The organism is Sulfitobacter sp. 1A12056 (genome assembly GCF_043558125.1).
Taxonomy (GTDB): Bacteria; Pseudomonadota; Alphaproteobacteria; order Rhodobacterales; family Rhodobacteraceae; genus Sulfitobacter; species Sulfitobacter faviae.
The window spans coordinates 421,476-443,021 of sequence record NZ_JBIFFY010000001.1 but is presented as its reverse complement, the minus strand read 5'-3'; the positions used below and the strand labels follow the sequence as shown (position 1 = coordinate 443,021).

Annotated in this window: 20 protein-coding genes and 1 tRNA gene; 15 read left to right on the top strand and 6 right to left on the bottom strand. The window is 63.5% G+C overall.

The genetic code is table 11. From position 1 onward, the window contains the following. Positions 1-45 precede the first annotated feature (45 nt). From ACGYLD_RS02150 to pdxH, 4 genes are all read right to left on the bottom strand, one after another. A tRNA-Pro gene (locus ACGYLD_RS02150) sits at positions 46-122 on the bottom strand. A gap of 77 nt (positions 123-199) precedes the next feature. Then, complete coding sequence (locus ACGYLD_RS02145; RefSeq protein WP_271693828.1) at positions 200-658, bottom strand: DUF192 domain-containing protein; 459 nt, start codon at positions 656-658, stop codon at positions 200-202. Positions 659-681: 23 nt separating this feature from the next. Continuing rightward, the gene (locus ACGYLD_RS02140) at positions 682-1,227 is read right to left on the bottom strand and encodes a cold shock domain-containing protein (RefSeq protein ID WP_271691431.1); all 546 of its coding nucleotides are present in this window, start codon (positions 1,225-1,227) and stop codon (positions 682-684) included. Between the two features lie 19 nt (positions 1,228-1,246). Next, a complete protein-coding gene (pdxH, locus tag ACGYLD_RS02135; RefSeq protein WP_394400901.1) occupies positions 1,247-1,852 on the bottom strand; it encodes a pyridoxamine 5'-phosphate oxidase in 606 nt (201 codons plus the stop codon). A gap of 248 nt (positions 1,853-2,100) precedes the next feature. On the opposite strand from pdxH, the gene fabI reads away from it, so the two are divergent. The 6 genes from fabI to ACGYLD_RS02105 are packed head-to-tail and all read left to right on the top strand — an operon-like array spanning position 2,101 to position 9,165. Further along, a complete protein-coding gene (gene fabI / locus ACGYLD_RS02130; RefSeq protein WP_271691433.1) occupies positions 2,101-2,907 on the top strand; it encodes an enoyl-ACP reductase FabI in 807 nt (268 codons plus the stop codon). Positions 2,908-2,961: 54 nt separating this feature from the next. Beyond that, positions 2,962-3,495: a xanthine phosphoribosyltransferase gene (gene gpt, locus ACGYLD_RS02125; RefSeq protein ID WP_067261592.1), complete on the top strand. Its 534-nt coding sequence runs from the start codon at positions 2,962-2,964 to the stop codon at positions 3,493-3,495. Between the two features lie 46 nt (positions 3,496-3,541). Continuing rightward, positions 3,542-4,723, top strand: a complete 1,182-nt coding sequence (locus ACGYLD_RS02120; protein ID WP_394400899.1) for an aminotransferase — start codon at positions 3,542-3,544, stop codon at positions 4,721-4,723. A gap of 30 nt (positions 4,724-4,753) precedes the next feature. Beyond that, positions 4,754-6,598, top strand: coding sequence for a peptidyl-prolyl cis-trans isomerase (locus ACGYLD_RS02115; RefSeq protein ID WP_394400897.1), 1,845 nt, complete (start codon positions 4,754-4,756; stop codon positions 6,596-6,598). A gap of 12 nt (positions 6,599-6,610) precedes the next feature. Then, entirely contained in the window at positions 6,611-8,122 is a 1,512-nt protein-coding gene (gene trpE, locus ACGYLD_RS02110; RefSeq protein WP_394400894.1) for an anthranilate synthase component I, read from the top strand. A gap of 2 nt (positions 8,123-8,124) precedes the next feature. Continuing rightward, on the top strand, positions 8,125-9,165 hold the full coding sequence (locus ACGYLD_RS02105; protein ID WP_394400891.1) for a succinylglutamate desuccinylase/aspartoacylase family protein: 1,041 nt from the start codon (positions 8,125-8,127) through the stop codon (positions 9,163-9,165). A gap of 24 nt (positions 9,166-9,189) precedes the next feature. On the opposite strand, the gene ACGYLD_RS02100 is transcribed toward ACGYLD_RS02105, so the two are convergent. Next, positions 9,190-10,752: a polysaccharide deacteylase family 2 protein gene (locus ACGYLD_RS02100; RefSeq protein ID WP_271691438.1), complete on the bottom strand. Its 1,563-nt coding sequence runs from the start codon at positions 10,750-10,752 to the stop codon at positions 9,190-9,192. A 166-nt stretch (positions 10,753-10,918) separates the two neighbouring features. On the opposite strand from ACGYLD_RS02100, the gene ACGYLD_RS02095 reads away from it, so the two are divergent. The 7 genes from ACGYLD_RS02095 to lexA all read left to right on the top strand — a co-directional run bounded on the left by ACGYLD_RS02095 (position 10,919) and on the right by lexA (position 16,399). Beyond that, entirely contained in the window at positions 10,919-11,500 is a 582-nt protein-coding gene (locus ACGYLD_RS02095; protein ID WP_394400888.1) for an anthranilate synthase component II, read from the top strand. After that, the gene (gene trpD / locus ACGYLD_RS02090; protein ID WP_271687135.1) at positions 11,497-12,513 is read left to right on the top strand and encodes an anthranilate phosphoribosyltransferase; all 1,017 of its coding nucleotides are present in this window, start codon (positions 11,497-11,499) and stop codon (positions 12,511-12,513) included. The genes ACGYLD_RS02095 and trpD overlap by 4 nt, the downstream gene beginning before the upstream one ends. Beyond that, on the top strand, positions 12,510-13,169 hold the full coding sequence (locus tag ACGYLD_RS02085) for a uracil-DNA glycosylase (RefSeq protein WP_394400885.1): 660 nt from the start codon (positions 12,510-12,512) through the stop codon (positions 13,167-13,169). The genes trpD and ACGYLD_RS02085 overlap by 4 nt, the downstream gene beginning before the upstream one ends. A 7-nt stretch (positions 13,170-13,176) precedes the next feature. Continuing rightward, entirely contained in the window at positions 13,177-13,989 is an 813-nt protein-coding gene (gene trpC, locus ACGYLD_RS02080; protein WP_271687133.1) for an indole-3-glycerol phosphate synthase TrpC, read from the top strand. Then, entirely contained in the window at positions 13,989-14,462 is a 474-nt protein-coding gene (moaC, locus tag ACGYLD_RS02075) for a cyclic pyranopterin monophosphate synthase MoaC (RefSeq protein ID WP_394400882.1), read from the top strand. Before trpC ends, moaC begins: the two co-directional genes overlap by 1 nt. Next, on the top strand, positions 14,459-15,631 hold the full coding sequence (gene glp, locus ACGYLD_RS02070) for a gephyrin-like molybdotransferase Glp (protein ID WP_394400879.1): 1,173 nt from the start codon (positions 14,459-14,461) through the stop codon (positions 15,629-15,631). Before moaC ends, glp begins: the two co-directional genes overlap by 4 nt. A gap of 72 nt (positions 15,632-15,703) precedes the next feature. Next, positions 15,704-16,399 carry a transcriptional repressor LexA gene (lexA, locus tag ACGYLD_RS02065; protein ID WP_067260680.1) on the top strand — a complete coding sequence of 232 codons (696 nt, stop codon included), beginning with the start codon at positions 15,704-15,706 and terminating at the stop codon, positions 16,397-16,399. Here the strand turns inward: lexA and ACGYLD_RS02060 are convergent. After that, positions 16,393-18,420, bottom strand: coding sequence for a ComEC/Rec2 family competence protein (locus ACGYLD_RS02060; protein ID WP_394400876.1), 2,028 nt, complete (start codon positions 18,418-18,420; stop codon positions 16,393-16,395). The two genes, lexA and ACGYLD_RS02060, sit on opposite strands and share 7 nt — an antisense overlap. A gap of 115 nt (positions 18,421-18,535) precedes the next feature. On the opposite strand from ACGYLD_RS02060, the gene gltX reads away from it, so the two are divergent. Together gltX and ACGYLD_RS02050 are read left to right on the top strand one after the other, a co-directional pair. Then, positions 18,536-19,936, top strand: coding sequence for a glutamate--tRNA ligase (gltX, locus tag ACGYLD_RS02055; RefSeq protein ID WP_271691448.1), 1,401 nt, complete (start codon positions 18,536-18,538; stop codon positions 19,934-19,936). A gap of 114 nt (positions 19,937-20,050) precedes the next feature. Then, positions 20,051-21,346 carry a citrate synthase gene (locus tag ACGYLD_RS02050; RefSeq protein WP_271691449.1) on the top strand — a complete coding sequence of 432 codons (1,296 nt, stop codon included), beginning with the start codon at positions 20,051-20,053 and terminating at the stop codon, positions 21,344-21,346. Positions 21,347-21,546: the final 200 nt, after the last annotated feature.

Sequence of the window (21,546 nt, the reverse complement as noted above, 5' to 3'; positions counted from 1 at the left end):
CTCAACCAAAGCGGGAAGCGCTACACCAGCGATGTTGTAAGAAAGTGGTCGGAGCGAGAGGATTCGAACCTCCGACCCCCTGTACCCAAAACAGGTGCGCTACCAGGCTGCGCCACGCTCCGACTGGGGCTTCTTTAGCCATAAGCCCGCCAATTGAAAAGCCCCGATTGACCTTAAAATTGGAAAATCCGCGAAGTCTTTAGCAGGGCCAAGCCGGAGCGTTCCCGGCAAAGGCCGGATGGCGGATTTCGCTGCCTTCGGTGATCCCAAGGCGTTTCGACAGGCCGCCGTTGATCTCCAGCACCGACAGCAAATCGTCGCCGCCCGGGATCGGTGTTTCGTCCAGCGGTTTGGCGGAGTGGTGGATCTTCTGCACCACACCCCTTTCGTCTATGAACAGCAAGTCCAGCGGGATCAACGTGTTGCGCATCCAGAAATTCAGGGGCTGAGGTCTTTCGTAGATAAAGAGCATGCCCGCGCTCAGGGGCAGCGAACGCCGATGCATCAGCCCCTTGGCGCGTTCCGCCGTGTCATCGGCCACTTCGACAGAGAAGCGGGCCTTCCCCCACTCCCCGCGGAGCGTCACGGAATCGATACGGCAAACCTCGGCCACCGCCGCGCCGGTCAGCAGCAAGCCAGCCAGTGCCGCCCCTGCCATATGCCTTGCCAGTCGCCCGACCTTTAGCCGTCTATCACCGCGTCCCATGAGCTTACCTCCGCCGCCAGATGACCCCGATCGCCAACAATCACACGCATGGCAAGTGCTTCGCCCGGTTGCAAATCACAAAGTCCGGATTGGCGCAGCACGTCGATATGCAAAAACACATCTTCCGCGCAGCCAAAGACATTTGCAAACCCGAATCCCTTGGCCTTGTCGAACCATTTGACACGGGCGGGCTCAAACTCGGCGGTGGCCAGTTGCTCAGGATCGAAACCGGCGAATTCCACCACGGCGGCGGGCAATTCACTGGGCGCCTCGACGGAAAGCAATTCGACCGCCTGCGCCCCGCGCTCGGTCTGTTGGACGCGCACCGCCACCCGCGCCCCATCCGCGACAGAGCTTTGGCCGTAATTGCGCAGGACATTGACGTGCAGCAGGATGTCCGCCCCGCCCGCATCCGCGACGACAAAGCCGAAACCCTTGACCGGGTCGAACCATTTGACCACGCCTTCGAGGGGGTCATCTATCGCCGCTGGTTCCGCTTGGGTTTCAGACACATCTTTCATGGGGTATCGCGCCGTCAGATCAGGGGTTGAGCCGGGTCACGGCCCAGGGTGCCGCGACATCTGCGCGCCGCCATTGGAAACGGTCATGCAGGCGAAACTCGCCATCGGCCCAGAATTCGATTTCCAGCGGGGTGATCCGGTAGCCGCCCCAGAACGGGGGGCGCTCAGGGTTCACCCCTTTCTGCGCCGTCACCTTGGCCACCTCGGCCATCAGCGCACCGCGGCCCGAGAGCGGCTGCGATTGGCGCGAGGCCCAAGCCCCCAGACGGCTTTTGAGCGAGCGCGAGGCGTAATAGGCATCGGCCTGCGGCCCGTCCTCTCGGCTGATCAAGCCGCGCACCCGCAATTGGCGGCGCAAGGATTTCCAATGCATGACAAAGGCCGCTTTGCCCGCGCCGTCAAGTTCCTGCGCCTTCTGGCTTTCGTAATTGGTGTAAAAGACAAAAGCCTCTGGCTCGATCTCTTTCAGCAGCACCATGCGGGCGTTGGGCTGCCCTTGCGAATCTACCGTGCTGAGCGCGATGGCATTGGGATCATTAGGCTCGGTCGCCTCTGCTTCGGAAAGCCAACGCTGCGCAATTGCAAAGGGATCATCCCCCGCAAAAATACCAGTCCGCGTCTCCATTCGGCATCTCCTTCAGAGTGCTTTGCCTGTCACCGGTTCTACGCCGGGGTCCGATCTCTTCGGTATGGCATTTGTTAACAATCGGCAACTCAAAGGACAACCTCACCCGATTTCCGACAGTTAGCCGCCGATCTTATGGCCAATCTCGGGGGTGAAGGCGCCTGTGCAGTCTTGATGGTAGCGCTGCAATCGCCTAGACCAAGACAACCTCAACGGAACATAGACAAGAACATAGACAAGGCGGCGGAATGGGAAACGAACTGATGCAGGGCAAGCGCGGGCTCATCATGGGGCTGGCGAATGACAAATCCATCGCATGGGGCGTGGCCAAGGCACTGGCCGATGCGGGGGCGGAACTTGCTTTTTCCTACCAAGGCGAAGCGCTGAAGAAACGCGTCGGCCCGCTGGCCGAGCAGCTTGGCAGCGACATCGTTCTGCCCTGCGACGTGGGCGATGAAGCGTCGATTGATGCGTTGTTCGAGAGCCTGAAAGAACGCTGGGGTGAGTTGGATTTCATCGTGCACGCCATCGGCTTTTCCGACAAGGGCGAGCTGCGGGGCCGCTATGTTGACACCAGCCGCGGCAATTTCGCCATGTCGATGGACATCTCGGTCTATTCCTTCACCGCCGTGATGCAGCGCGCCGAGAAGATGATGTCGCCCGGGGCAAGCGCGCTGACGCTCACCTACTACGGCGCCGAGAAGGTGATGCCGCATTACAATGTCATGGGCGTGGCCAAGGCGGCGCTGGAAGCGAGCGTAAAATACCTCGCCGAAGATCTGGGCAAGGACGGCATCCGCGTCAACGCGGTCTCGGCGGGGCCGATCAAGACGCTGGCGGCTTCCGGCATCGGCGACTTCCGCTACATCATGAAATGGAACGAGTATAACTCGCCCCTGCGCCGCAACGTCACCACAGAGGACGTGGGCAAGGCCGCGCTGTTCCTGCTGTCGGATCTGGGCAGCGGCACCACGGGCGAGAACCTCCATGTCGACGCGGGCTATCACGTCGTCGGCATGAAGGCGGTTGACGCGCCCGACATGTCCAAGGAATAAGCCGCCCAAATTAATTCGCGCGGGTGCCCGCGCCAGCTGCTGCAAAGGACCACCATGACCAAATCCAAGGACGCCTCGCGCCTGCCCCATGAAAAGGGCTTTCACATCTCTTGGGATCAGATCCACCGCGACAGCCGCGCGCTGGCGTGGCGGCTCGACGGTCTGGGCCCCGACGATGGCGCGTGGCGTGCCGTGGTGGCGATCACCCGTGGCGGCATGGCGCCCGCGATGATCGTCGCGCGCGAACTCGACATCCGCACCGTCGACACGATCTCGGTCATGTCCTACCACTCGGGCGGCGGGGCCGCCGACCAGCGCCGCGAGGCAAAAGTGCTGAAATCCCCCGATGCCGAGATGATGGGCGACGGCACCGGCATCCTGATCGTCGACGACCTTGTCGATAGCGGCAAGACCATCGAACTGGTGCGCGAGCTTTACCCGCAGGCGCATTTCGCCACCGTCTATGCCAAGCCCGAGGGCGAGCCGCAGGTCGATACTTTCATCACCGGCGTGAGCCAGGACACATGGATCTTCTTCCCGTGGGACATGGCCCTGCAATATGTCGAACCCTACCGCGGCAAGGACTGACCGGCCCCGCGCCACCTGCCCTGCCCCTATCTGACCGGATACCCCCATGACGCTTCCGCGCACCGCCACCACGTTCTTCCCCCCGGTGATGGAGGCGCGGCGCTGGCTCGATGGCGTCGACTTCCCGCCTGACCGTCCGCTTATTAACGTGAGCCAAGCCGCGCCCGTCGATCCGCCCCCCGAAGGGCTGCGCCGTGCGATGGCCGAGGTCACGCTGAACAACGATGAGGCGCATCTCTACGGGCCGGTGCTGGGCCTGCCGGAACTGCGCGCCGAACTGGCGCGGCAAACAGCCGAGAAATACGCGGGCGTGGTGACCGACGAACAGGTCTGCATCACCTCCGGCTGCAACCAAGCCTTCGCCGCCGCCATCGCCACGCTCTGCGGCGAGGGCGACGAGGTCATCATCCCGACGCCGTGGTACTTCAATCACAAGATGTGGCTTGATATGAGCGGCGTCACCGCGGTGCCGCTGCCCGTTGAGGCCGACATGCTGCCCGACCCCGAGAAGGCCGCGGCCTCCATCACCCCGCGCACCCGTGCCATCGCGCTGGTCACGCCGAACAATCCCGGCGGCGTGGAATATCCTGCCGCCCTCGTGCAGGAATTTTTCGAACTGGCCCGCCGCCACGGCATCGCGCTGATCCTTGATGAGACCTACCGCGACTTCCACAGCCGCCCCGGCCCGCCGCATGCGCTGTTCCGCGACCCCGATTGGCATGACACGCTCATTCACCTCTATTCCTTCTCCAAGGCCTACCGCCTGACCGGCCACCGCGTCGGCGCGCTGATCGCCAGCCGCGCACGGTTGGCCGAGGTCGAGAAGTTCCTCGACACCGTCGCCATCTGCCCCGCGCAGATCGGCCAGCACGGCGCGCTTTGGGGAATGCAGAACCTCGGCCCATGGCTTGCCGAAGAGCGTGAGGAAATCCTCGCCCGCCGCGCCGCGATTGCCGACCTTATGCCCAAGCTCGAACCGCTGGGCTGGGAGCTTCTGGGGCTGGGTGGCTACTTCGCCTATATGCGCCAGCCTTTCAGCGTCTCTTCGGCTGATCTGGCGCGCGATCTGGTGCGCGACGCAGGCGTGCTCTGCCTTCCCGGCACGATGTTCCAGCCCGAAGGTGACGCCCGCGGCGAAAGCCAGCTGCGCATCGCCTTTGCCAACCTCGACGCCGCCGGTCTGAAGGTGCTTTTCGACAGGCTTGCAGCCCTGCCACGCAACGCATAGACAGGTCCGAAATTAACGAGGGACCGTGTCATGGCCAAAAAGGGCTTCAGCTTTTCGAAAACCGCCGTCTGGGCCTTGATGGCCCTTTTGATCTTGGGTCTGGGCGGCTTTGGCGCGATCAACCTCAGCGGCAATCTGCGCAGCATCGGCACCGTGGGCGACAAGTCGATCTCGGTCGATCAATATGCCCGCCAGTTGCAGCAGGAAATCCGCGCGATCGAAGCGCAAACCGGTGAGAGTCTGCCCTTCGCCCGCGCCCAAGAGATGGGGCTGGACCGCGCCGTGCTGCAACGGATCGTGCGCAACCGCGCGCTGGACCACGAAGCCGACGAAATGGGCATCTCCATCGGTGACGCCACCCTGCGCGATGAGATCGTGGCAATCTCGGCCTTCCAAGGGATCGACGGCAATTTCGACCGCGAAGGCTATCGCTTTGCCCTTCAGCAAAGCGGGATGAGCGAGGCCGAGTTCGAACGCTCGATCCGCGAAGAAGCCGCGCGTGGCCTGCTCCAACGCGCCATTCTGGGCGGCGTCTCCATGCCCGACACCTATGCCCGCACGCTGGTCGACTATGTTGCCGAAGAGCGCAGCTTCACTTGGGCCCGGCTCAGCGAGGATGACCTCGACGCGCCCCTGCCCGCCGCCACCGAAGACGAATTGCGCGCTTATTACGACGCCAACACCGATGACTTCATGCTGCCCGCCAGCAAAAGCATCACCTACGCTTGGCTCGCCCCCGAAGATCTGCTGGACGAAGTCGAAGTGCCCGAAGAAGAGCTGCGGGCCGAATATGACGCCCGCAGCGACGAATACGACCAGCCCGAGCGGCGTTTGGTCGAACGTCTGGTCTTTGCCGATCAGGAGGCCGCAGACCGCGCCGCCGCAGCGCTTGAGGTCGACGGCACCACTTTCGAGGCGCTGGTCGAAGAGCGCGGCCTTGCTCTGGCGGATGTCGATCTGGGCGATGTCGCGAAATCCGACCTTGATGATGCAGGCGATGCGGTCTTTGACGCCGAAAGCGGTGACATCGTAGGCCCGCTGGCCAGCTCGCTCGGGCCGGCCCTGTTCCGCGTAAACGCCATCCTCCCCGCGCAACATGTGCCTTTCGAAGAGGCCCGTGACGTGCTGGAAGAGACCCTCGCCATCACCCGCGCCACCCGTGCCGTCGAAGCCCGCGCGCAAGAGATTGACGATCAGCTTGCCGGGGGTGCCACGCTCGAAGACTTGGCCCAAGAAACCAAGATGCGCCTCGGCACCATCGATTGGACCCAAGACAGCAGCGAGGGCATCGCCGCCTATGGTGCCTTCCGCGAAGCCGCTGCGGGGCTGAGTGCCAATGACTTCCCGCAGATCGATCAACTCGAAGACGGCGGCATCTTTGCCATGCGTCTGGATGAGACCAAAGACGCGCGCCCCGAACCTTTCGAAGAGGCCCGCGACGCCGTTGAGACTGCATGGCGCAACGCTCAGATCGTCAAGGCGCTGACTGAAAAGGCCGAAAGCCTAACCGAGACGCTGGCCGAAGAAGGTGGTTTTGAAGCCGCCGGTCTTTCGCCGCAGCTTGGCGAAGGGCTGACCCGCAGCTCCTATGTCGACGGCACGCCAAACGATTTCATGGATCAGGTCTTTGACCTCGACGAAGGCGGCGTGGCCGTCCTGCCTGCGGGCGATAGCGTCGTGGTATTGCGCCTTGATGCCGTGACACCGGCAGGCGAAGACGACCAGACCCAAGCGCTGATGGACCGCCTCTCGCAGCAGTTGGATCAGGCGCTGGCCCAAGGTCTTTTCGATATCTACAGCAATGCCGTCATGCGCGACGCCGATCCCCAGATCGACCAGCGCGCGATCAATGCCGTGCATGTGAACTTCCCCTGATAGGCAATTTTGATGGCCCTGACCCCGGATTTCGATAGTTTCGCCCGCGCCTATGAGGCGGGCGAGAATCAGATCGTCTACACCCGCCTTGCCGCCGACCTCGACACGCCCGTGTCATTGATGCTGAAACTCACCGGCGCGGCAGAGAATGCCTTTGTGCTGGAATCCGTCACCGGCGGCGATGTGCGCGGGCGGTATTCGATCATCGGCATGAAGCCCGACCTGATCTGGCGCTGCCGGGGCGAGACCTCTGCGCTCAACCGTGCGGCGCGCTATGATGCCGATGCCTTTCAGGAAATGCCCGGTGATCCGCTGGACCGTCTGCGCGACGTGATCGCGGAATCGCGGATCACACTGCCCGACGATCTGCCGCAAGCCGCCGCCGGGCTTTTCGGCTACCTCGGCTATGACATGATCCGGCTGGTGGAACATCTGCCCAATGTGAACCCCGACCCTCTGGGCCTGCCCGACGCCGTGATGGTGCGGCCTTCGGTCGTCGCTGTGCTCGACGGGGTGAAAGGCGAGGTAACCATCGTCTCCCCCGCTTGGGTATCCGAGGGCCAAACCGCCCGTGCGGCCTATGCCCAAGCCGCCGAGCGGGTGATGGACGCCGTGCGCGATCTGGAACGCGCCATGCCGCAGACCTCCCGCGATTTGGGAGAGGCCGAGGACGCGCCGGAGCCGGTCAGCAATTTCACCCGCGAGGGCTATAAATCCGCCGTGGAAAAGGCGCGCGACTATATCAAGGCGGGCGATATCTTTCAGGTGGTGCCAAGCCAGCGGTGGGCCCAAGGTTTCACCCAACCGCCCTTCGCGCTCTACCGCAGCTTGCGGCGCACCAACCCCTCGCCCTTCATGTTCTATTTCAACTTCGGCGGTTTCCATGTGGTGGGCGCCAGCCCCGAGATCCTTGTGCGGGTCTTCGGCAACGAGGTGACCATCCGACCCATCGCAGGCACCCGCAAACGCGGCGCCACGCCGGAGGAGGATCGCGCGCTGGAAGCCGATTTGCTCAGCGACCCCAAGGAGTTGGCAGAACATCTGATGCTTCTGGATCTGGGCCGCAACGACGTGGGCCGGGTTGCCAAGATCGGCAGCGTGCGCCCGACGGAAGAGTTCATCGTCGAGCGCTACAGCCACGTGATGCACATCGTCTCAAACGTGGTGGGCGAGTTGAAAGAGGGCAAGGACGCACTCGACGCCTTCTTCGCGGGCATGCCTGCGGGCACCGTTTCCGGCGCGCCAAAGGTTCGCGCGATGGAGATCATCGACGAGTTGGAGCCCGAGAAACGTGGCGTCTATGGCGGCGGCGTGGGCTATTTCAGCGCGGGCGGCGACATGGACATGTGCATCGCCCTGCGCACCGCCGTGGTGAAGGACGAGACGCTCTATATCCAAGCAGGCGGCGGCGTGGTCTATGACAGCGACCCCGAGGCCGAGTTCATGGAAACCGTGCATAAATCCGGCGCGATCCGCCGCGCGGCTGCGGATGCGTCGCGTTTCGGCGGTAAGGGCAACGGCTAACCATGGCCCCCCGCGCGCCGTTCCAGATCGCGGGGCATTCCGTCGCCCCCGGCAGCAGCCTTGCCGTGGATCTGCCCGTCTCGATCCTGCCGGACCACACGCCGGTGCATCTGTCGCTGGAAATCTTCCAGGGCAAACGGCCCGGGCCGACGATGTTCGTCTCGGCCGCGGTGCATGGGGATGAGGTGATCGGCGTGGAGATCCTGCGCCGCCTGTTGCGCGCGCCGCAACTCTCGGCGCTGCGCGGCACGCTCATAGTCGTGCCTGTCGTGAACTCCTTCGGCTTCCTGAACCGCTCGCGCTACCTGCCCGACCGCCGTGATCTGAATCGCTGCTTCCCCGGCTCGCCCACCGGCAGCCTCGGCGCGCGACTGGCGCATATCTTTTTGCAAGAGGTGGTGCTGCGCTGCGACTTCGGCATCGACCTGCATTCGGCGGCGATCCACCGCACGAACCTGCCGCAGGTGCGCGTCTCTCCGGCGGATAAGGTGACCCAGAAAATGGCGCTGGATTTCGGCGCGCCGGTGGTGCTGACCTCCCCCCTGCGCGACGGATCGATGCGCGCGGTCGCCGCGAAACAGGGCACGCCGATCCTGCTCTACGAGGCGGGCGAAGGGCTGCGCTTTGACGAGATGGCCGTGCGGGCGGGTCTAGCGGGCATCTTGCGGGTGTTGCGCGGGCAAGACATGCTGCCCGCCAAGGGCATCGCCCGCGCCCGCAGCGCGCCCTATATCTGCACCGCTTCCCATTGGCTGCGCGCCCCCGCAGGCGGCCTGCTGCGCACCTTCCGGGCCGAGGGCGAAACTGTCGCCGAAGGCGATCTTCTGGCCATCGTCTCAGACCCTTTCGGCAAGGAGGAGGCCGAGCTTCTGGCCGATGCGCCCGGCATCCTCATCGGGCGGGCGATGCTGCCCATCGTTAACGAGGGCGATGCGGTCTTTCACCTTGCCAAACTTAGCCCCCGCGCGGCGGAGGCGACGGTAGATGAACTCGCCAGCCAGTTGGAGGAAGACCCGCTCTTCGACGAGGACGAGATTATTTAACGTCAAACCCCGCCCCGCGCGGGGTCACTCTTCGCGCAGCAGCACCGCCGAGATCGGGACCAAAGCCACATCGCTCGCGCGGTCTTGCAGCCCCCAGAGCAGCAGGGCGGAGACGGTATCGGGCCGCAGGCGGCCCAGCATAATCACCGCGCCCTCCTGCCCCGCTTTGAAGGCCGCTTGATCCAGAAAACGCCGGATCACCCGCGCCGACTGGTCCTTGCTGTCAAAATCGCGAAACACCGGATCGGCAGGCACACCCGCCTTGCGCGCCAGCTTGGGCATGGTGTTAAGCCCCTTGTCCTGCGTGACCAACCCGTGGCCTGATTGCGCGAGGATATCGGTCACCTGATCGGCCAGCGCGCGGCTGCCTTGAAAGCCGCTTTCGGTGCCTTCCAACACCCCCACCACCGGGCCAATCTGGTCGAGCGTGGCGCCAAATGCGGTCTCGGCATCGCTGGGCTGCGCGCCCTGCGGCAGGTCGACCATGGCCAAGACCTCGAACCCAGCCTCGCGGTAGGTTTCCACCCGCTCGGCGGCATCCGGCAAGGTGCTATCGACGGCGAAACTCAGCGGATAGGGAAAGCTGCGCAATGCGGCCAGCCCGGCGCTGCCGGCGGTGACCGAGGTGCCATCGTCGATCAGCACCACGCTCATCAGCGGCTTGCCCTCAGGCAGGTCGCTCGGGAGGCTGTTGACCACCACAGGGCGAGGGTCCTCGTTCACGATTTCGTCAGCTTCAGCGGGCTCTGCCACCACCTCTGCACCGGGGCGGTTAATCACGACGCCTGTGTCTCGCTCGGTCAGGCTGGTCGCTGGTGTGCCGATGGCCGGGCGGCTGTCGGCTTCAGTTTCAGCAGGCTCTGGAGTGGCTTCGGCAACCTCCGTCTCTTCCAGCGGCGCGGGGCGCGCCTCCTCGATCTTATCCGGCTCAGGCATCGGGGAAGACAGGTCAGCTTCAGCGGCCTCCGCCTCACCGCGAGGCGCGTCTTCGAGCGCATCGGCTTCGGCCTCCGGCTCTTCAACCACGACCTCTTCCGCCGGCAGAGTGATCGCCTCCTCCTCCTCTTCGACCTCCGGCGCGGCCATGCCCTGCGGCGCGTCAAAGGCCCCTTCGATACCCGCCACATCCGGCGCGGGCGGCTGCGCGGGTTCGGTGCTGATCGAAAGCTCATCCGCCGCGGGCGGCGCATCCGGCGCTGTGGCCTGCGGATTGGGCATGACAGGCTCTTCCGCGCCAGGCGACATCGGCGTCTGCCCCTCGGGGGCCGCGGGGGTGCTGAGCCCCTCCGCACCACCGGTTTCAGGCAGGCTGGCCGAGGTCTGCGTGTCGGGGTCAAGCGCGGCGAGGCTGTCTTGCTGCGGCACATCCGCGCGCGGTGCCGGGGCGTTCAACACCGGCGCGCTATCGCGGCTGCGCCCCTGCTCGCCCGCATCCGTCACATTGATCCGCGCCGGCGCGGGACCGGATCCGGGCGCATCGCCCACTTGCGGTGGCAGCGGCAAAGGCATCATCAGCGACACGGCACCGGCCACACCGATGCTTGCCACACCACCCCAAATCAGCCCGCTCAGAACTCCGCGTGCCATCTGCGCTACTCCTGCTGTCTGCGCCATGGCCAGAAAGCCCGGCGTTCCCCTCAATTGGCTTGCCCCAAACTCTTGACGATGGGGTTCAAGCCTGAACATGTATGCGAAAACCTATACCGCGCTCCGGCGCGGTTTCTCCAGTCCTAATACAAAGAAATGCCTGCCTGTGCTGCTGCTCATCGATAACTACGACAGCTTTACCTATAACTTGGTCCACTATCTGGGCAGCCTCGGGGCGGATGTGCAGGTGCACCGCAACGACGCGCTCAGCGTGGACGAAGCGATGGCCATGAACCCCGCCGGTATCCTGCTGTCTCCCGGCCCCTGCGACCCCGACCAAGCGGGAATTTGCCTAGAGTTGACCCATGCCGCTGCTGCCGCGCGCGTGCCGCTTCTGGGGGTCTGCCTTGGCCATCAGACCCTTGGCCAAGCCTTCGGCGGCAAGGTCGTGCGCGCGGATGATATCGTGCATGGTAAACTGGGCCAGATGCAGCACGACGGGCGCGGCGTTTTCGCCGGGCTCCCCTCGCCCTTCGGGGCCACGCGCTATCACTCGCTGGTGGTCGAACGCGCGAGCCTGCCCGATTGCCTTGAAGTCACCGCAGCGCTTGAAGACGGCACCATCATGGGCCTGCAACACCGGGAGTTGCCCCTGCACGGCGTGCAATTCCACCCGGAATCGATCCGGTCCGAGCATGGCCACGCCCTGCTGCAAAACTTCCTGAACGAGATGAAGGTCCCGGCATGAGTAGCGCGCTGAAACCCCTGCTGGATGCCGCCGCGAACGGGCCGCTGACCTCGGATCAGGCCGTTGAAGCCTTTGAAATTCTGTTCGAGGGCGAAGCGACCCCCAGCCAGATAGGCGGGTTCCTCATGGCGCTGCGCACGCGCGGCGAGACGGTCACCGAATATGCCGCCGCGGCACAGGTCATGCGCAGCAAATGCAACGCCGTGCGCGCGCCCGAAGGCGCGATCGACATCGTTGGCACCGGCGGTGACGGCAAGGGTACGCTGAACATCTCAACCGCGGCCGCCTTCGTGGCCGCAGGCGCAGGCGCTGTCGTGGCGAAACATGGCAACCGCAACCTCAGTTCGAAATCAGGTGCTTCCGACGCGCTGTCGCAGCTGGGGATCAACGTCATGGTCGGCCCCGCGGTGGTCGAGCGTGAATTGGCCGAGGCCGGTATCGGTTTCATGATGGCGCCCATGCATCACCCCGCCGTCGCCCATGTCATGCCGACCCGGTCCGAGCTTGGCACCCGCACGATTTTTAACATCCTCGGGCCGCTGACCAATCCGGCAGGCGTCAAACGGCAGCTAACCGGCGCCTATACCCGCGATCTGATTGAACCGATGGCGCTGACACTCAAGCAGCTCGGATCGGAAAAAGCATGGCTGGTGCATGGCTCCGATGGCACGGATGAGCTGACCATCACCGGTGTCAGCTGGGTCGCAGCACTGGAAGACGGTGTCGTCAACCTGCGCGAATTGCACCCCGAAGACGCGGGCCTCCCGGTCCATCCGTTCGAAGCCATCGCCGGGGGTGAGCCCGCCGAAAATACCAAACATTTCAAGGCGCTCCTTGACGGAGTTCCATCAGGCTACCGCGACGCGGTGTTGCTGAACGCGGCCTCTGCTTTGGTGGTGGCCGATGTGGCCCCGGATCTGAAAACCGGTGTCGAGATGGCCCGCGAAAGCATCGACAGCGGCGCGGCGCGTGAGCGGATCGAAAAAGTGGCGCGGATCAGCCAGTCGGCATGACACCGCCGAACCTGAGCGCCCTTGGCGCATGGGCTGAGCTGCCCTTTTTTGCCGAGGATTGGCCGCGTATCGCCGAACAGCTTGCCGCGGAAACGAGGGTCGTCCTACCGCACGCCCCGCAGATATTCGCCGCACTTGAGCATCTGCAACCAGCGGCTGTGGAGGTGGTGATCCTTGGCCAAGACCCCTATCCGACACCCGGCCACGCCCATGGCTATGCCTTTTCGGCCGAGCCGGATGTGCGTCCCATTCCCCGCTCCCTTGTCAATATCTTCAAGGAGTTAGACGCCGATCTTGGCGCATCACCGCAAGACCCAGACCTGCGGTTCTGGGCCGATCAAGGGGTTCTGCTGCTCAACAACGTGCTGACCGTTCCGGCGGGCTGCGCGCATGGTCATGCGAGGCTCGGATGGCAAAAGTTGACCGCTCAGGTGCTCAACCGTCTTTCTGATCGCCCCCGCGCCTACCTGCTTTGGGGGGCGCATGCGCAAAAGGCGGCGGCAGAGGTCGATCCGGCGCGCAACCTGAAGATAGAGACGCCGCACCCTTCACCGCTATCTGCAAGGCGCGGCTTCTTCGGCTCACGCCCCTTCAGCCGCGTGAATGACTGGTTGCAGGGCCAAGGCAAGCCCGGCATACATTGGACAAAGCCGTGAGGAAGCCATGACCGCCACAATTCTTGAAAAAATCAAAGCCTATAAGCTGGACGAAATTGCCGCTGCCAAGGCCGAAAAATCGCAGGCAGAGGTCGAAGCCGCGGCCCGCGCGGCCCCGCCAGTCCGCCCCTTCGCGCAGAGCTTGCACAAAGCATCCCGCGAAGGCTATGGCCTGATCGCCGAGATCAAGAAAGCCAGCCCTTCCAAAGGTTTGATCCGCGAAGATTTCGAACCCGCCGCCCTCGCCCGCGCCTATGCCGCAGGCGGCGCGACCTGCCTCTCGGTCCTTACCGACACCCCGAGTTTTCAAGGCGCGAAGGAATTCCTCGTCGAGGCCCGCGCCGAATGCGATCTACCGGTACTGCGCAAGGATTTCCTTTACGATCCCTATCAGGTCGCCGAAGCGCGCAGCCTTGGTGCCGACTGCATCCTGATCATCATGGCCTCCGTCTCTGACGCGCAGGCCGCGGAACTTGAGCAAGCCGCTGATGAATGGGGCATGGACGCGCTGATTGAGGTTCATGACGCAGAGGAACTCGCCCGGGCCGAAAAGCTCAACAGCCGCATGATCGGGATTAATAACCGCAATCTCAACACCTTCGAGACCTCTCTTGATGTGACGCGCCAACTGTCAGAGGCCGTCCCTCACGACCGTATGCTGGTCTGTGAATCCGGCCTCTACACCCCCGCGGACCTCGCCGATATGGCTGTCTACGGCGCGCGCTGTTTCCTCATCGGCGAAAGCCTGATGCGGCAGCAAGATGTCGAACAGGCCACCCGCGATCTGCTCGCCAACCCGCTCGTTCCCGGAGGGATGTAATGGCGCTCACCCATTTCGACGCCGAGGGCGACGCCCATATGGTCGATGTCTCGGAGAAAGCCGTTACTTCGCGGGTAGCCAAGGCTGAAAGCTACATCAAGATGGCGCCGGAAACCCTTGATATCATTACTGAAGGGCGTGCTGAGAAGGGTGATGTTCTGGGTGTCGCAAGGCTCGCCGGGATCATGGCGGCCAAACGGACGGCAGACCTGATCCCGCTTTGCCATCCTTTGCCGATCACCAAGGTCAAGGTCGATCTGACTGCCGACGCCGCACTGCCCGGCATCCGAATTCTCGCCACCGTCAAAACCACCGGCCAAACTGGGGTTGAGATGGAGGCCCTCACTGCGGCCTCCGTCACCGCCCTCACCGTCTATGACATGGCCAAAGCCGTGGATAAGGCGATGGAGATTGGCGGCACGCGGGTCGTTCTGAAAGATGGCGGTAAATCAGGCCGTTACGAGGCGACATGATCAGCGTCGAAGCGGCTTTGGAAGCCGTCCTGAACCTTGTCGCTCCTTTGGAAACCGAAGAAGTTGCGCTGCGGGCCGCCAATGGCCGTGTCTTGTCGCAGCCCGTGCGCGCGCAGCGCAGCCAGCCGCCCTTCGCCGCCTCCTCTATGGACGGCTACGCCCTGCGCCGCGCCGAAGTCGAAGCGGACGCGATGTTCAAAGTCGTCGGCGAAGCCGCGGCTGGCCATGGCTACGCGGGCAGCCTGCGGGCCGGACAAGCCGTGCGCATTTTCACCGGCGCGCCGGTGCCGGAAGGCGCCGATTTCGTGGTGATCCAAGAAGATGTGACCCGGCGGGGTGACCTTATCACCCTCGGCCACAGTATTGATGACAAAGACAATATTCGCCCCGCTGGCGGAGACTTCACCAAAGGCGAATACCTAACCGCCCCGCGCATTTTGCGCCCCGCCGATGTGGCGCTGCTCGCTGCGATGAACGTGGCGCAGGTGCCGGTCACCCGCAAACCCATCATCGCGATCCTCGCCACGGGGGATGAATTGGTGCAGCCCGGAGAAAGCCCCGGCCCCGACCAGATCATCGCCTCCAACAGCTACGGCCTCGCCGCGATGTTCGAAGAAGCGGGCGCCGAAGTGCGCATGCTGCCCATCGCGCGGGACACGACAGCATCGCTCAAACAGGCCTTCGCCTTAGCCCGCGGCGCGGATTTGATCGTCACCATCGGCGGCGCCTCGGTGGGCGATCATGACCTCATCGCGCCCGTGGCGGCTGAGCTTGGCATGGAGCAGTCTTTTTACAAGGTCGCGATGCGCCCCGGCAAGCCGTTGATGGCAGGCAAGATCGGTGATGCCGCGATGATCGGGCTGCCGGGAAACCCCGTTTCTGCAATGGTTTGCGGTGCGATCTTCGTGTTGCCGATGCTGCGGCGCATGCTTGGGCTGACCGAAGTCCATGCTGTCATACGCGAAGCCGCCCTTGGACGCGAGATTGGCCCGAATGGGCCGCGTGCGCATTACATGCGTGCCCATCTTCGCGATGGCGCGCTCTACCCGGACGACCGGCAGGATTCGTCACTTCTATCCGTGCTCGCGCAGGCCGATGCACTGATGATCCGCCCGCCTAATGAACCGGCGCGCAAGGCGGGCGATTTGCAAAAGTACATCTTGATTTAACGCCAACCCACGGTTGACACAAAACAAGAACATCCCTAGAACAAAAGCAATAAAAGCTTCAGGGGCCGCGCGATGCTGACCAAAAAACAACTCGATCTGCTTTCTTTCATCCACCAGCGCGTGCAGCGCGACGGCGTCCCGCCCAGCTTTGATGAGATGAAATTGGCGCTCGACTTGCGGTCGAAATCCGGCATCCACCGGCTGATCACGGCGTTGGAGGAGCGTGGCTTTATCCGGCGCCTTGCCCATCGTGCCCGTGCGATCGAAGTGGTCAAATTGCCCGAAAGCCTTGGCGGCGCGCCCGGTTTCGCCCCCCGCGTGATCGACGGGGACCGGCCCGACGCCCCGCCCCCGCCCGCGGCGCAACCGGTCACAGCGCATCATGCGTTCGATGTGCCGGTCATGGGCCGGATTGCTGCCGGTGTCCCGATCGAGGCGATCTCCCAAGTTTCCCATAGCGTCACGGTGCCCGGCGGAATGATCGCAGGTCAGGGGGAGCATTACGCCCTTGAAGTGCGCGGCGACTCGATGATTGAGGCGGGTATCAACGATGGCGATATCGTGGTGATCCGTGAAACCTCCGTCGCCGATAATGGTGATATCGTGGTGGCCTTGGTCGAAGATCAGGAAGCGACGCTGAAGCGTTTCCGCAGACAAGGGTCGTCAGTCGCCTTGGAAGCCGCCAATGCCGCCTATGAAACGCGGGTCCTGCCCTCGGACAAGGTGAAGGTTCAGGGGCGACTGGTCGGGTTGATCCGCACTTACTGACGCTGCTGGCGGCTGTTCCATAAACGCGTCCCGGCGCGGTCTTTCGCGGTGGTGACTTCCCAACCCTGCGCCGATTTGTTCAGCGCGATTGCGCCGGTTTCCCGCAGCCGCAAGGGATCGTAGACTTGGCAGCCCCAATCTCGGGCGGTCGTCATATCGACGGATGCAACCACGACCTTCTCGGGCTGGCAGCCGCTGAAGGCGGCGACCGCCCGTTTTCCTGACAGATGGATGATACCCTTCTCTTGGCCCGCCCATCTTTGGGCAGCCACGGCTTGATCCGCTCCGTCGCCATCATTCTCCAGCCAATTGCGCGCGACGAAACCTGCGGCTTTGTCTTTGCTGAGCGCCCGGCCCGCCGGCGTCATGACACCCACAAGCGTTCCCGTGTCGGCGATGAGCACGTCAGGGCGTGTGGTTCCTTGCCAGAGGGCGAAAGACAGCATGATCGCGGGCAAGCCGAACCAACGTAGATGACCTTGCCACAGGACGAGCCAGAGAAACCCGAGCGACAAGAGCGGCAGCACCCATCCCCCCGGCCCCGGCACGAAGCTGCGCGCGCCGGGCAGATGCGCCACCACATCCGCGACCGTTAGGATCCATTCAAGGCCCAGACCCATCGCCCAAAGCGGTATCCCTTCACCGCCGAAGGGCGCAAGGATCGCCGCCAGCACGGCGGCGGGGATGACCAAGACCCCCATCAAGGGGACCGAGAGCAGGTTCGCGACCAATCCGTAATGCGCGATCGTGTTGAAATGCGCGGCGGATATGGGCGCTGTAGCGATGCCTGCGACGGTCGAAGAAATCACCACCGCGGCGACGGGGCGGAGGCGTTTGGGAATGACCTCGCCTTCGAAATCGCGGATCCAGCCAAAGACGGCGACAAGCGCCGTGGTCGCGGCGAATGACATTTGAAACCCCGGCCCCATCAGCGCCTCGGGCCGCAGGGTCAGCACGATGATGCCCGCCATGGCGACCGCGCGCAGAGAGATCGCCCGCCGCCCGATCATCAGCGCGCATAGCGCCACGGCGCACATGACATAGGCCCGCTCGGTCGCGACATTTCCGCCCGACAGCGCGAGGTATCCGGTGGCGGCAATCAGTGCGGCCCCCGCGGCGATGCTTCGGCTTGGCCAGCGGGTGGCGGTGACCGGATGCAACGCGAGAAGCAGGCGCGTTGCACCGAAGACAACTCCGCTGAGCAAGCCCATATGCAGGCCCGAGATCGCCAATAGATGCGCCAAATTGCTGCTGCGCAGGTCTTGCAGGGCATCTTGCGAAATGGCGCTGCGGTCGCCGGTGGTGATGGCGGCGGCGAAACCGCCGATATCGCCCGGAAGATGGGCGCGTACCCGCGCGGAGGCGGCCATGCGCAATCGGAAGAGGATCAGCGCGATGCCCCCTTCCACAGGCTCCGCCATGCCTAGGAGCGGCACGCGGCTGTAGCCCACCGCGCCCAACTCGGCAAACCAAGCATAGCGCTGAAAATCAAAGCCGCCTGGCTCGACCGGGCCTGCGGGGGGTGACAGATGCGCCGTGGTCATCACCTGCATGCCGGGGGTTGGCGTGATCGCGCCGGGGAGCGTCGAATGGAGTGAAACGCGAACCCGGGGCGGCGTGCGCGCGGGCGGCACCCGATCCAACCGCACCTGATCGAGTGTCACGCGCGGCGCGTCGGACTGGCTTCGGTCAAGCGCCATGACACGCCCCTCGAGCGGGCCATAGTAACGCCAGCCGAGAACTGGGGCCGCCACCGAATGCGCCCGAAACGCCGCCAGCAGCAGTCCCAGCAGGACCAAAGCCGCGCCGACAGCAAAGGGGGCCGTGATCTCAGGCAGCGCCCGCGCGACGACCGCCAGCACGACCACGACACATGCCACCGCCGCCAGCACCCCCCCCGTAGGCTCCGCCCGCAGCGAAAAATACCAGCCCATCCCCAAGGCGAGGCAGACCGGCACCCAGCAAAACAGATGCCCGCGCTGGCGCAGCATCACGGCGCTGAACTGGTTCCAAAGGCCCATGCTTGCCCCCGCGGATCGCACTGGGTAGATAGGCGTCAAATCCTAGGACCGGGATGGTTACCAATTGGTAAACGCCGCTCCGAACACCATATCTCTGACCGAAAGGCCCTCCGCCATGAACGCCTCTGTTGTGACCCGTTTCGCCCCTTCTCCCACCGGGTTCCTGCATATCGGCGGGGCGCGGACCGCCCTGTTCAACTGGCTCTATGCGCGTGGCCGGGGGGGTAAATTCCTGCTGCGCATCGAAGACACCGACCGCGCGCGTTCCACCCCCGAAGCGACGGAGGCGATTCTGCAGGGCATGTCGTGGCTCGGCCTCGACCACGATGGCGAGATCGTCAGCCAGTTCGAGAATGCCCCGCGCCACGCGGAAGTCGCGCAGGAACTGCTGGCCGCCGGCAAAGCCTATAAGTGCTTCGCCAGCCAAGAAGAAATCACCGCCTTTCGCGAGGCGGCCAAGGCCGAAGGGCGCAGCACGCTCTATCGCTCCCCTTGGCGGGATGCCGATCCGGCGAGCCACCCGGACGCACCCTACGTCATCCGTATCAAGGCGCCGCTGGAAGGCACCACCGTAATCCGCGATCATGTGCAGGGTGATGTCACCATCCGCAACGACCAGCTCGACGATATGATCCTGCTGCGCTCGGACGGCACGCCGGTCTATATGCTGGCCGTGGTGGTGGACGATCACGACATGGGCGTGACCCATGTGGTGCGCGGCGACGATCACCTCAACAACGCCGCTCGCCAGATGATGATCTATGAGGCGATGGGCTGGGACGTGCCGGTTTGGGCGCACATCCCGCTGATTCACGGCGCGGATGGCAAGAAGCTGTCGAAACGTCACGGCGCCTTGGGTGCGCAGGAATATCAGGTGATGGGCTATCCCGCGGCGGGCATGCGCAACTACCTCGCCCGTCTGGGCTGGAGCCATGGGGATGACGAATTCTTTACCGACGCACAGGCGCAGGAATGGTTCGATCTGGACGGGATCCGCAAAAGCCCCGCGCAGTTTGACCTGAAAAAGCTGGAAAACCTCTGCGGTCAGCATATCGCACAGGCCGATGATGCCGCGCTGCGGCGCGAGATCGAAGCCTATCTTGAAGCGGCAGGAGAGCCCGCGCTGACCGAAGGTCAGGCCGAGGGGTTGGAGCGGGCGATGTACTGCCTCAAAGATCGCGCGAAGAAATTCCCCGAACTGCTTGAAAAAGCGTCCTTTGTCTTGGCCGATCGCCCGATCACCCCAGATGAGAAAGCGGCAAAGAATCTCGATACGGTATCCCGTGGCATACTGTCGGAATTGACGCCGCAATTGCAAAATGCTAGCTGGAACAAAGAAACGCTGGAGGAGGTACTGAACGGCTTTGCTGCCGCGCATGACACCAAATTTGGCAAGCTGGCGGGGCCGCTTCGGGCGGCGTTGGCTGGCAGGGCAGTCACCCCATCGGTTTTTGACATGATGTTGGTGCTGGGGCGCGATGAGACCCTTGCCCGACTGACGGACGCCGCGGCCTAAGTTTTGGTTCACCACTTCTTTGGGCGGCAGGTATAACTGAACGGGACAGCCCCATATGGGGCTAGGCCCAGACGGCGGGGGCATCTCCGCAGCCTACATTCGGGAAGGGATTTCATGACCAATAACAATAAAACCGCAACGCTGACGATCGACGATCAAAGCTTCGATCTGCCGATTCACAGCCCCACTGACGGGCCCGATGTTGTCGATATCCGCAAGCTCTATGGGCAGGCGGGTGTCTTTACCTATGACCCGGGCTTCACCTCGACCGCGGCTTGCGACAGCACGATCACTTTCATTGATGGTGACAAAGGCGTGCTGCTGCACCGGGGCTACCCGATTGAGCAGCTGGCGTCGAAGTCGCATTACCTCGAAGTCTGCTACCTGCTGCTTTATGGTGAGCTGCCCTCTCCCAAGGCGCTGGAAGATTTCGAGTGCCTGGTGACCAACCACACCATGCTGCACGAGCAGATGATGAATTTCTTCCGCGGCTTCCGTCGCGATGCGCATCCGATGGCCATCATGGTGGGCGTGGTTGGCGCGATGTCGGCCTTCTATCACGACAGCACCGACATCAACGATGAGCACCAGCGTGAGGTCGCCACGATCCGCCTGATCGCCAAGATGCCGACGATCGCGGCGATGGCCTATAAATACACCATCGGCCAGCCCTTCGTCTATCCGCGCAACGATCTCGACTATGCGTCGAACTTCCTGCGCATGTGCTTTGCCGTTCCGGCCGAAGAGCATGAGGTCAACCCGATCCTCAGCCGCGCGATGGACCGGATCTTTACCCTGCACGCCGATCACGAGCAAAACGCCTCGACCTCGACCGTGCGTTTGGCGTCGTCTTCCGGTGCGAACCCCTTCGCCTGTATCGCCGCTGGTATCGCCTGCCTCTGGGGTCCGGCGCATGGTGGTGCGAACCAAGCTTGCCTTGAGATGCTCAAGGAAATCGGCACGCCCGATCGCATCCCTGAGTTCATCGCCCGCGCCAAGGACAAGAACGACCCCTTCCGCCTGATGGGCTTTGGCCACCGCGTCTACAAGAACCACGATCCCCGCGCGACCGTGATGAAGGAAAGCGCCGACGAGGTTCTCGAACTGCTGGGCGTGGAGAACAACCCGATCCTTCAGGTTGCGAAGGAGTTGGAGAAAGCCGCGCTGGAGGATCCGTATTTCGCGGAAAAGAAGCTCTTCCCGAACGTTGATTTCTATTCCGGCATCATCCTCGAAGCGATGGGCTTCCCCACGTCGATGTTCACCCCGATCTTCGCGCTGGCGCGGACCGTGGGCTGGATCTCCCAGTGGAAAGAGCAGATCAGCGATCCGCAGCTCAAAATCGGCCGTCCGCGTCAACTGTACCTCGGCGAAGACAAGCGCGATTATGTCGATATCGAGAACCGCTGAAGCAACCTTCAAAGACCATGCAAACGCCCCGGATTTCCGGGGCGTTTCGCGTTTCGCCCGCCACTGCCCGCAATACCTATGATTGAGGTTGTTGACCCTAGGGCAACAATGGGGCCGCCGGTGGGGCGACTGATTCCGGGCACCCGAATCGCGAAAACCGGTGCCCTTTTATGCACTGTCAGCAATGGCGTGAAAAATCA